The sequence below is a fragment of the Hongsoonwoonella zoysiae genome (assembly GCF_013266695.1).
GTDB lineage: Bacteria > Pseudomonadota > Alphaproteobacteria > Rhizobiales > Stappiaceae > Hongsoonwoonella > Hongsoonwoonella zoysiae.
Map to the genome: position 1 here is coordinate 790693 of NZ_JABRXF010000003.1, position 10815 is coordinate 801507.

Here is a 10815-nt window from a genome sequence, read left to right on the forward strand (position 1 = left end):
TACGCTCGACAATCGCAGACAGTCGTTCCGAGACAAGATGCTCTGCTTCGCACGATCAGGACACTCTTCGAATGACGCAACTGATTTCAGGGCACACAAGGCTGATCGCACACCTTGGGATCCCGACCGAGAGCTTCAAGGCGCCGATGATCTACAACCCCTATTTCGAGGAAAAGGGCATCGATGTCGTCGTGGTGCCGATGGGCTGCGAGGCCGATGATTATCCGGATTTCCTGCGCCTTCTCTTCCGCTTGCGCAATATCGCAGGTGCCCTCGTCACCATGCCGCACAAGGTCTCTACCGTGGCACTTCTCGACGAGGCGAGCACTGCCGTCAAGGTCTGCGGCGCGTGCAATGCGGTCAGGCGGGACGATGAAGGCCGGTTGATCGGCGACATGTTCGACGGAGAAGGCTTCGTTCGCGGTGCCCGGCGCAAGGGCTGCACCATAGACGGTGCATCGGCAATCGTCGTCGGCTCCGGCGGCGTCGGCTCGGCGATTGCAGCATCGCTCGCGAACGCGGGCGCAGCAAGGCTCGCGCTTTTCGACAAGCATCCTGGAGCCGCCGAAAAACTGGCGGCCAGCCTCAAGACACACTATCCGACGATCGAGATCGAAACAGGTAAGGACGATCCTGCCAGTTTCGACATTGTGGTCAATGCAACGCCGATCGGCATGAATGCCGGCGATCCGCTGCCGATGGACGTGAGCCGGATCTCTCCGGAAGCCTTCGTCGGCGAAGTGGTGATGAAACAGGAAGAAACGCCGTTTCTCGCCGCCGCCCGCGCCAAGGGCTGCAAGACGCAAGTCGGCACGGACATGCTTTTTGAGCAGATACCCGCCTATCTCGAATTCTTTGGCCTGCCGACGACGACGCCCGAAGAGCTCCGGCGCCTTTCCCGCATCCGCTACTGAACGTCGCAGAAGCCAACCTGCGTCAACTCGCGTCATTTTCTATTGCCCTGCGCAATTGAGGCGTCGCAAACGCGGTGCATAAGCTTGCCCGGTTTGATCTTCAGGAGCCGGAAATGTCACAAGCGCCCGCCTCAACCGATATCGAGATACTGGATCCGGTCTGGATCCCGATGCCGGACGGGGTCCGTCTGGCCGCGCGGGCCTGGCTTCCGAAAGGCGCGAGGGAAAACCCCGTTCCCGTGATCCTGGAGTATCTGCCCTATCGCCGGCGCGACGGGACAACCCAGCGTGACGACGTCAACCATCCGTGGTTCGCGGCGAATGGATACGCCGCCATTCGTGTGGACATTCGCGGCAACGGCGATTCCGACGGCTTCATGGACGATGAATACACGGAAGAGGAACTCGATGACGGTGTAGAGATCATCGATTGGCTGACCCGCCAGCCGTGGTGCGATGGCAATGTCGGCATGATCGGTATTTCCTGGGGCGGCTTCAACGGACTTCAGATCGCGGCGAAAAAACCGGAATCCTTGAAAGCCATTGTCACGATCTGCTCCAGCGACGACCGTTATGCCGACGATATCCACTACATGGGCGGCTGCCTTTTGACCGAAAACCTCGGCTGGTCCTCCCAGATGCTGGCCTACTCCTCCCGCGCGCCCGATCCCGAGATCGTCGGAGAGCAGTGGCGGCAGATGTGGCTCGACCGGCTGGAACATCAGCCGCTTCTTCTTGAAAAATGGCTGAAGCACCAGCGCCGTGATGCCTATTGGAAGCGCGGTTCCGTCTGCGAGGACTATGGTTCGATTTCCGCTGCGGTGCTTGCGGTCGGAGGCTGGGCAGACGCCTACACGAACACGATCCCCCGTCTGCTCGCCGAGCTCACCGGTCCGAAGAAAGGGCTCATCGGACCGTGGGTTCACAAGTACCCGCATCAGGCCTATCCGGAGCCCGCGATCGGCTTTTTGCAGGAGTGCAAGCGCTGGTGGGACCGCTGGCTCAAGGGCGAGGATAACGGCATCGAAAATGAGCCGGTGCTCGACTACCACATCATGGACAGCGTCGCGCCGAGCCGGCGTCTGGACGAGCGCCCTGGCACCTGGGCGGCCGAGAAAATCTGGCCCTCGCCACTGATCGAGCCGCTCAGGCTGAATTTCAGCGAGGCAGGGCTTGGGCAAACGATCGGGAACGGCGTGCTGCACCTTGAAGCGGACCAGCGTGTCGGCCAGGCCGCCCAGCGCTTCTGCCCCGGAATGCGCGACCGCAACGAACTGGCCGACGACCAGGCGGGCGACGATGCACTGTCTCTGACCCTTGACGGCGAGATTCTCGACGCCCCGCTCGATATCGTGGGGGCGGCCACCATCAACTTGCGCGTAGTGCCGCGTGGGAAAACCGGCTTCATCGCCGCACGCCTTTGCGATGTGCGGCCCGACGGTTCGGTCGCCTTCATCACCACAGGCATGCTCAACCTCACGCATTCACCCGATCATGAGAAGGTCACGCCGCTCGTGCCCGGCGAGCCGATCGAGCGGACGATCAAGCTGAACGATATCGCCTACCGCCTGCCCGCCGGCCACCGCTTGCGACTTGCACTTTCGACGAGCTACTGGCCGATGATCTGGCCGTCGGCCGTGCCGCTGTCGCTCGATATCGACCCAGCCGGCTGCGAACTCGTCGTGCCGGTTCGCCGGGGCGAAGGCCCCGCACCAACGGAATTCGGCCCACCGGAGAGCGCGCCGCCGCTCGATGACGTGGAAGTCCGCCCGGAAAGTTCCGAGCGGCACGAGGAGGTGCTGGAGGACGGTACGCATGTGCTTACGCTCATCACCGATGGCGGCAAGCAACGCCTGGCGGCAACCGGCATCGAATCCGGGCGTACAATCCGCGAAGTCTGGAGCCTCAATCCGGACGATCCGCTGTCGGCGCGCATGGAAGCGAGCTGGAGCTATGAAGTCGGGCGCGCAGACTGGCGCACGCGCACCGAAACCTCGACCGTGATGACGTGCGATGCCGAACATTTCCATATTCGCGCGCAGCTTGAAGCATTCGAGGGGGACGCCCTGATCTTTGAGAAGAACTGGGACATCACAATTCCCCGCGACGGGGTGTAAACAGGCGGTTGAGCGTCAACGCGCGCAAGGTATTGTAAGCCCATGGCCACCGACCTTGCGCGCAATCTTCGTCTGCTTTGCAGCTATACGCCCTCGATCTCCCAGGTTTGCCGGGACCTCGGTATTAACCGGCAGCAGTTTACCAAGTATCTGAACGCCTCCGCCCGACCTTCGGACCGCAACCTCCGGCGGATATGCGACTATTTCGGCGTCGCGATCGACGAGATCATGATGCCGCACGGCCAGTTCTCCGTCATCGTCGCCGTTGCGCCGAAAACGCAGAACATGCTCCGCGCGCTGGGACCCGCAGCACCCGCACTCAACGCGATGATTGAATCATCGGAGCAAGCCCTCGAGCGCTACCGGGGGTATTACTACTATTATTATTTCACGCCATCGCGGCCGGGGCATATTCGCCGTTCGCTGCTTCGCCTGCATGAACGCAACGGCATATGGTTCTCGCGGCTGACCGAACGCGTCCAGGCAGAGGCAAGCCCCATGGGGCGTTCACATTATTCGCATTACCTGGGCATCGCGTTCTTTCTTGGCGACCGGATCACCATCGTCGACTATAACGCCAGAAATCAGACGTCCCTCTCGCAAACCTTGCTCTATCCCGCGCAAGGAAAGGAGCTGAAGTTTCTTTCCGGCATAACGCTCGGCGTTCAGGGACGATCCGCCAGGGCCCCGTTCGCAGCCCGTCTTTTCCTTGAATATCTCGGCCCGGAGTGCGACCGCCGCACGATCCTCGGCAAGACCGGCGTATTCGCTGCCGATGATCCGGGCCTCCCTCCCTATATCCGGGAGGTCATCTCCGCCCGGGAGCTGGAGCATTCTGACATTCTCAAGGCCTATGAATTGCTTCCCTGACGCTCGATGACGCGACCACCGCGCCAAAGAGCTAAATGAACCATGACGACGCGCCATTGTCGGCAGCAGTTCGCTTCCTGATACTTTCGCCCAGCAAATTTCAATGACACCGCCGCCGGTGAGTCGATGTCACCCTCGCCAGGCAGTGCAAGAAACAAACCGGAGGAAGCAGAAAATGACGGCGACGTTCAATCCCTTTACCGCCGCGCAATTGAGCCGGCGCCAGCTTCTCGCCGGCGCCGCAGGCCTCGGCGCCATGGCCGCCATGCCGATCAAGGTCTGGGCCGCCGGCAATACGCTGAATATCCGCACATATACCGAGGGTGACAATTTCGACCCCGTCGACGCCTCCGGCTTTGGCGAGGAGATGCTTTACGGATGCATTTACCGCAAGCTGATCCAATACACGCCCGGCAACGAATGGGGCTGGCAGCCCGACCTTGTGGAGGTCATCGAGCAGACCTCGCCGACCGAGATCGCCTTCACGCTCAAGAAGGGGCAGATGTGGTCGGACGGTTTCGGCGAGATCACCGCCGAGGACGTCAAGTTTTCGCTGGAACGCATCATCGACCCGAAAATGGAATCGGCGATCAAGCCGGACCTCGGCTCGCTTTCCGGTGTCGAGGTGACGGGCACGCACACCGGCGTCATCAAGCTGAGCTCTCCGTTCGCACCCATCTGGTCGATCGCGCTGCCCTATCTTGCCGGCACCATCGTCTGCAAGAAGGCGATAGGCGAAGGCAAGCGCATAACCGACGCTGTGCCGCCGACGGTCGCCGGGCCATACCGGGTCGCCGAACTCCGCCCGGGCGACCGCTGGGTCCTGGAACGCAACCCCGAGTTCACGGGACCGAAAGCCGACTTCGAAAAAGTTCAGATCATTCTGATCGACGATGAGGCGACCGCGGAAATCGCCTTCGAGGCGGGCGACCTCGACTTCACGCGCATCGGCCTCGGCTCAATCGAGCGGCTGCGCGAAAATCCGCCGGAAAACGCGGTTCTTTCCGAGCATCCCTCCCTTTATTACGTGTGGGTGGGCATGAACATGGAAAATCCGAAGCTCAAGGACATCCGCGTTCGCCAGGCCATCCAGCACGCGATCGATGTGCCGTCGATCCTCGAAGCGGCGTATTTCGGCGTGGCGGACGCATCCACCGGCATTATCGCGCCGGGCCTCATTGGCCATCGTGCCGAAAACCTCGTTCCGCCGCAGGCGGATTTCGCCAAGGCGCGCGCGATGCTGGACGAAGCGGGCGTCGACACGCTCGACCTCAAGCTCGACGTTCTCAACAAGTCGACCTGGACGACCGCCGCGCAGGTAATTCAGGCAACGCTGGCGGAGGTTGGCATCAACCTGTCGATCGGCGTGCATGAGTCCGGATCGTTCTGGTCGCTCGGCAAGGAGGCGGACGGCGACCGCTGGAAGTCTCTGGAACTTGTCCTCAACCGTTTCTCGATGACGCCGGATCCCTATTACGCGACCGCGTGGTTTACCACCGAACAGATCGGCAAGTGGAACTGGGAGCGCTTCTCCAACGAGGAATTCGACAAGCTTCACAAGGCGGCGATGGGCGAAACGGACACCGCCAAGCGCGACCGGATGTACAAGCGCATGCAGGACCTGATGGAAGAGTCCGGCGCATACCGCTTCATCACCCATGAAGCCGCGCCGAACCTTTACAGCAAGGAACTGAAGCCGGCGGTGCGTCCGGATTCCCTGCCGCTGATACAGTATTTCGCCAAGGCGTAAGCCGTTTGCCCGGGCGGCTCCGGCCGTCCGGGCATTATCGCAGCGGTCCGGATCAAGAAAGAGAAAATGGGTCGGTATATCCTGCAAAGAGTGGCGCTCGGCCTGGCGATCCTCGTGGTCGCCATTTCGGCACTCTATGCGTTCATGATCTCGCTGCCGGGCGATCCGACGACCGTGCTGCTCGGCCCGCGGGCCACGGACGAGATGCGCGCAATATTCTCCGAACGCATGGGCCTCAACAAGCCGCTGCCGGTGCAGATCGTCGAATTCTGGGGCCGCGTCCTCACCGGCGACCTCGGTGAGGATGTTCTGCGCAATCGCCCGGTCGCAACACCGGTATTCGAAGCGCTTCCCTTCACGCTCGTCCTGATCCTCACCTCGATCGGCTGGTCGGCGACGCTCGGCATCCTGCTGGGCGCTTTCTCCGCCGCCTATCGCAACTCGCTGATCGATCGTGTGACGGGCGTTCTCTCGGTCGCCATGCTTGCCGCACCCTCCTTCGTCGTGGCGCTTTGGAGCCTCCTGATCTTCGCCGTCATCCTGAACTGGTTTCCGGCCATCGGGGCGGGCGAGCGAGGCAATCTGGCGGACCAGATCCACCATCTTGTTCTACCCTCGTTTGCCATCGGCCTCGCCTGGGTCGGCTATATCGCGCGCATCGTGCGTGCTTCCATGCTCGAGGTCATGGGCGAGAATCATATCCGCACCGCGCGCGCTTTCGGGCTTCCCCCTCACAGGATCATCTACCGATACGCCTTGCGTATCGCCGTTCTGCCGGCGGTTTCGGTGTTGGGCGTGGGTGTCGGCGGCCTGCTGTCGAGCGCCGTTTTCGCCGAAATCGTCTTCGCGCGGCCGGGCATCGGCCGATTGATCTATGATTCCGTGATCACCCGAAATTATCCCGTCGTCATGGGTTCCATGCTGGTCGCCATCAGTTTCTTCGTCCTGTGCACGCTGGTGGCCGATGTGGTGAATGCCATGCTCGATCCACGCCTCAGGACGTCGAAGCAATCATGAGCATAGCCGAACGCAGCCCCTTCAAATATTCGGTTGCCGGTCGGCTCATATCCGATCCCCTCGCGGTGGCCGCCGTGACGATCATCGCGATACTGGTGCTTGGCGCCGTCTTTGCGGATTTCATCGCGCCATACGACTACAAGGCGCTCAACGTACGCGCGCGCTTTGCGCCGCCCTCCTTCGAGCATCTGCTCGGCACAGACAATCTTGGTCGCGACACGTTCTCGCGTCTGCTTTTCGGAGCGCGCATCGCGCTTTTCGTCGGGATGACCTCCGTCGGCCTCGCCGCGCTGATCGGCCTGACGCTCGGCATGATCGCGGGCTTCGGCCCGCGCTGGCTGGACAACACGATCCTCTTTCTTTTCGACACACTGCGCGCCTATCCGACCATCATTCTGGCACTTGCGCTCGGCGCGTTGCTCTCGCCGGGTCTGGGCACGGTGATCTCCGTGGTGGTCCTTACTTCGCTCAGCGAATACGGCCGCGTCGCGCGAACGCAAACGCAGGCGATCAGCGGGCGGGAATTCATCGATGCGGAGCGCGCCATGGGCGCTTCGACAATGCGGATCCTGGTCATGCACATCCTGCCGAACGTGCTTGGCCCCTTTTTCATTCTCGCCGCGATCAATCTGCCCGTCGTCATCACGATCGAGGCCGGCATGAGCTTTCTCGGCGTCGGCGTGGCTCCGGGCACGCCAAGCTGGGGGGCGACGCTGAAGGACGGTTTCGACTACATCCGCAACACGCCCTGGCTGATCGTGTCCGGCGGCATTCCGCTCATCCTGGTCACGCTCGGCTTCACGTTCCTAGGCGAATCTTTGCGCGACGTTCTCGACCCGAAGCTGAGGAAAGAGCGGTGAAGGCAGCTCTCGATATCCGCAATCTGTCGGTCGACTATCATACCCGCGCCGGCAGGCTTCGCGCGCTCCGCAATGTAGATCTTCTCGTGCCGGCGGGCGAAGTCGTCGGCCTCGTCGGGGAATCGGGTTGCGGCAAGTCGACATTGATTTCAGCCGTCCTGCGGCTGCTTGCGGAAAACGCGGAAGTACCGGACGGCGAGATCTTTCTGGATGGAACGGATCTGCTTGCCCTGAGCGATGCGGAAATGCGCCTGCGGCGAGGGCGCGAAGTTTCGGTCGTCTTCCAGGACCCGATGACCGGGCTCAATCCGGTGCTCACCATCGGTCGCCAGATGATCGACATCCAGCATCGCGAGGCGCTGTCGCGCGCAGCCAAGCGCAAGCGGGCGGTCGACATGCTAGCGCGCGTGCGCATTTCCGATCCGGCAAGCCGCATGGACGCCTACCCGCACGAACTGTCCGGCGGAATGCGCCAGCGTGTGGCGATCGCCATGGCGCTGATGATGAACCCGAAGCTCTTGATAGCCGATGAACCTACGACGGCGCTCGATGCGACGCTGGAGGTGCAGATCATCGAGCTTCTGCAGGAACTTCAAGGCGAAATCGGCTGCGCGATCCTTTTCATCTCCCACCATCTCGGCGTGATCGCCGAGCTGTGTCAGCGCGTCGTCGTCATGTATGCTGGCAGCGCTGTCGAGGAAGGCAGGGTTCGGGATATCTTCCACACGCCCGCTCACCCCTATACGAAAGCCTTGCTCGACTGCGATCCCGGCCGGATCAAGGACCGCAGGCAAACGCTACCCTCCATACCGGGAAGCCTGCCGGACCTGACCTCGCCGCCGCCGGGGTGCATATTCGCCGCGCGCTGCGCGAACGCCGAGGCGAAATGCGGCGCGATGCGGCCGCCGCGTGTCGATACCGCGCCCGAGCATTGGGCGACGTGCCATTTCGCGGAGACAGCGCGATGAGCGAACCGCTGCTGAAGGCCGAAGACCTTCACGTCCGCTTTTCCGTTGCGCGGGGGATAAAGGGCCTCTTTGCGGATCGCGAGAGACGAACAATCGATGCGGTTGCCGGCGTGTCGCTTGAGATCAGGGAGGGCGAGTGCCTGGCAATCGTCGGCGAAAGCGGTTCCGGCAAGACAACGCTTGCGCGCGCACTCAACGGCCTGACGCCGATCGCCGGGGGCAAGGCCTGGTTTGCCGGCGGGCCGCTGCACGAGAACGCGAACTGGCCCGCCGTGCGCCGACAAACGGTGATGATATTTCAGGATCCGGTCGGCTCGCTCAGCCCGCGCATGACGGTGCGCAGCCTCATCCTCGAGCCATTCCGCATCCACGGAATCGCCATTGGCGAGCCGGCCCAAAAGGCGCGGGAGCTGCTCGCCGCCGCCGGACTGTCGCAGGAGTTTCTCGACCGCTATCCGCACCAGCTTTCGGGCGGACAGGCGCGGCGTGTCGGCGTCGCCAGGGCGCTCGCGCTTAACCCAGCGCTTCTTCTGGCGGACGAGCCGACCGCGGGCCTCGATGTTTCCGTCCAGGGCGAAATACTGACTCTCCTGAACAAGCTCCGCGGCGAGCTTGGCCTCGCCATGCTGATCATCACGCACAATCTCAATATCATCCGCCACGTGGCGGACCGGATCGGCGTGATGTATCTCGGGCGCCTGGTCGAGACCGGCCCCGTCGAAGAGGTGTTCGCCAGCCCCGCCCACCCCTATACGCGTACGCTGCTTGCCGCCAATCCGGAACCTGATCCAAACGCCAAACTGGAGCGTATCGCCCTGAAAGGGGAAGTGCCGTCGCTGCTTGCCCGGCCGAAGGGGTGCGAGTTTCACCCTCGCTGCCCCTGGAGCCGGGAAGATTGCGCCGCACGAGCGCCGGATCTCGCGCCGGTCGCCGGCAGAGAGCAATGCAAAGCGCGCTGTCTCTATCCGTTTTCCACAGGTGAGACGCCCGGAGAGTAACCCTTCGGGGCGGTGCGCGGAAGCAGAAGTGTTCATCCGCAGTCTCGCCCGCACGCAGTCCAATGCGCTAATCGAAAAGGACGCACCGCGAGCTTCGATCCGCCGTCGCAGTCGGGATTTCCTTAATGCCCGGCCAGGCCGATCTCGACCGCGGCTATAGCGAGCGCCAGCAAAAACAGCGTTTCAACGATTACGACGGCAACATGGCGCCAGCCAAGCTGCAGCATGTCTTTCATGTTGGTGCGAACGCCCAATGCCGAAATGGCGATAATCAGCATCCAGGATGAAAGGCCAACGCCAACGCCTGTGACGGCTTGGGGAATGAAGCCGAGGCTGTTCAAAGTGGTGACCGCGGCGAAACCTACCACGAACAAGGGCAATCTGACCTTGTTCCGGCCTTCCCCTCCCGAACGGGCCAATGTCATGATCACAACGATCAGCACAACCGGCAGCATTGTCACGCGGACCAGCTTGATGATCGTGGAGATATCTCCGGCCTCCGGAGAGATCGAATAGCCCGCGCCGACAACCTGCGCGACATCATGAATTGTGGCGCCGACGAGAAACCCGCTCTGCGTTTCTCCCAAACCCAGAACGGAAAACAAAATGGGATAGAAAATCATCGCAACGGTGGAAAGCGTCGTTACCGACACCACGGTGAACAACGTGTTTCGCTCCGTTTTATCGTTGTGCGGAATAACGGAGGCGATCGCAAGTGCAGCGGAGGCACCGCATATGGCCACCGATCCACCCGTCAGCAGGGAAAACCTCCAGCCTTTGCCGAATAATTTTCCGCACACGAAACCGGAGCCGATCGTCAAAGCAAGCAGCGCCACGACGGTCAAGAATGTCGAAAGCCCGAGCGAAGCGATGTCACCGCCGGTGATGCGCATTCCAAGCAATACGATCCCCGCGCGCAGGAGGGTTTTGGAACTGAACTCGATACCCGGCCGGAAGCGCTCATCGGCGGCCAGAAAGTTAAAGGCCATACCGACCAGCAACGCGAAGAGCATCACGGGAGCGGCATAGTGTTCGCCCAGAAACTTCGCCGCGGTGGCGATCGTAAGGGCGAGGAGAACCCCCGGGAACAAGGGCAGCCATTCGCCCTTCATTCTGGCTGTTGAATAAAGTGACATCGTACCCGCATATCCGCCGCCCGGGTAAAGGTCCGGGCAGCGGCTGATGTGATTGAAGAAATCGTTACTCAGGCGCTTCTGTAGAGCTTGGTCATGGAGAACTCGCGGTGTCCGAGGGCTTCTGCGGCGGTGTTGCGGCCGTTCGAGGTGCGCACGATCATGTCGATGAGCGCGTCGCCCGCCTC

10 protein-coding genes are annotated in these 10815 nt (G+C 61.9%); 8 read left to right on the plus strand and 2 right to left on the minus strand.

Translation table 11 applies throughout. The annotated features are described in order from the left end of the window. The first annotated feature begins 80 nt into the window (after positions 1-80). The 8 genes from HPQ64_RS20065 (at position 81) to HPQ64_RS20095 (ending at position 9494) form a co-directional block, all read left to right on the plus strand. Positions 81-914 (plus strand): shikimate dehydrogenase family protein, encoded by an 834-nt coding sequence (locus tag HPQ64_RS20065; protein ID WP_172890452.1) that lies wholly within the window; start codon positions 81-83, stop codon positions 912-914. Positions 915-1027: 113 nt separating this feature from the next. Beyond that, complete coding sequence (locus HPQ64_RS20070; protein WP_172890373.1) at positions 1028-3031, plus strand: CocE/NonD family hydrolase; 2004 nt, start codon at positions 1028-1030, stop codon at positions 3029-3031. A 42-nt stretch (positions 3032-3073) separates the two neighbouring features. Continuing rightward, positions 3074-3901 carry a helix-turn-helix domain-containing protein gene (locus HPQ64_RS20075; RefSeq protein WP_172890374.1) on the plus strand — a complete coding sequence of 276 codons (828 nt, stop codon included), beginning with the start codon at positions 3074-3076 and terminating at the stop codon, positions 3899-3901. 175 nt (positions 3902-4076) lie between these two features. Next, positions 4077-5651, plus strand: a complete 1575-nt coding sequence (locus HPQ64_RS20080; protein WP_172890375.1) for an ABC transporter substrate-binding protein — start codon at positions 4077-4079, stop codon at positions 5649-5651. A 66-nt stretch (positions 5652-5717) separates the two neighbouring features. Next, positions 5718-6668, plus strand: coding sequence for an ABC transporter permease (locus HPQ64_RS20085; protein ID WP_172890376.1), 951 nt, complete (start codon positions 5718-5720; stop codon positions 6666-6668). Then, positions 6665-7528: an ABC transporter permease gene (locus HPQ64_RS20260; RefSeq protein WP_210260382.1), complete on the plus strand. Its 864-nt coding sequence runs from the start codon at positions 6665-6667 to the stop codon at positions 7526-7528. The genes HPQ64_RS20085 and HPQ64_RS20260 overlap by 4 nt, the downstream gene beginning before the upstream one ends. Continuing rightward, positions 7525-8496 (plus strand): ABC transporter ATP-binding protein, encoded by a 972-nt coding sequence (locus HPQ64_RS20265; RefSeq protein WP_343036079.1) that lies wholly within the window; start codon positions 7525-7527, stop codon positions 8494-8496. Before HPQ64_RS20260 ends, HPQ64_RS20265 begins: the two co-directional genes overlap by 4 nt. Beyond that, positions 8493-9494: an oligopeptide/dipeptide ABC transporter ATP-binding protein gene (locus HPQ64_RS20095; RefSeq protein WP_172890377.1), complete on the plus strand. Its 1002-nt coding sequence runs from the start codon at positions 8493-8495 to the stop codon at positions 9492-9494. Before HPQ64_RS20265 ends, HPQ64_RS20095 begins: the two co-directional genes overlap by 4 nt. Before the next feature lie 122 nt (positions 9495-9616). On the opposite strand, the gene HPQ64_RS20100 is transcribed toward HPQ64_RS20095, so the two are convergent. Then, positions 9617-10630: a YeiH family protein gene (locus tag HPQ64_RS20100; RefSeq protein ID WP_172890378.1), complete on the minus strand. Its 1014-nt coding sequence runs from the start codon at positions 10628-10630 to the stop codon at positions 9617-9619. A gap of 68 nt (positions 10631-10698) precedes the next feature. Beyond that, the coding region (locus HPQ64_RS20105; RefSeq protein WP_172888617.1) for a UxaA family hydrolase at positions 10699-10815 on the minus strand (117 nt) is incomplete at its 5' end.

What these genes read in the sequence shown, in the direction of transcription:
- HPQ64_RS20070 (WP_172890373.1), top strand. Translation starts at nt 1,028, where the DNA reads ATGTCACAAGCGCCCGCCTCAACCGATATCGAGATACTGGATCCGGTC.
- HPQ64_RS20075 (WP_172890374.1), top strand. Translation starts at nt 3,074, where the DNA reads ATGGCCACCGACCTTGCGCGCAATCTTCGTCTGCTTTGCAGCTATACG.
- HPQ64_RS20080 (WP_172890375.1), top strand. Translation starts at nt 4,077, where the DNA reads ATGACGGCGACGTTCAATCCCTTTACCGCCGCGCAATTGAGCCGGCGC.
- HPQ64_RS20085 (WP_172890376.1), top strand. Translation starts at nt 5,718, where the DNA reads ATGGGTCGGTATATCCTGCAAAGAGTGGCGCTCGGCCTGGCGATCCTC.
- HPQ64_RS20260 (WP_210260382.1), top strand. Translation starts at nt 6,665, where the DNA reads ATGAGCATAGCCGAACGCAGCCCCTTCAAATATTCGGTTGCCGGTCGG.
- HPQ64_RS20095 (WP_172890377.1), top strand. Translation starts at nt 8,493, where the DNA reads ATGAGCGAACCGCTGCTGAAGGCCGAAGACCTTCACGTCCGCTTTTCC.
- HPQ64_RS20100 (WP_172890378.1), bottom strand. Translation starts at nt 10,630, where the DNA reads ATGTCACTTTATTCAACAGCCAGAATGAAGGGCGAATGGCTGCCCTTG.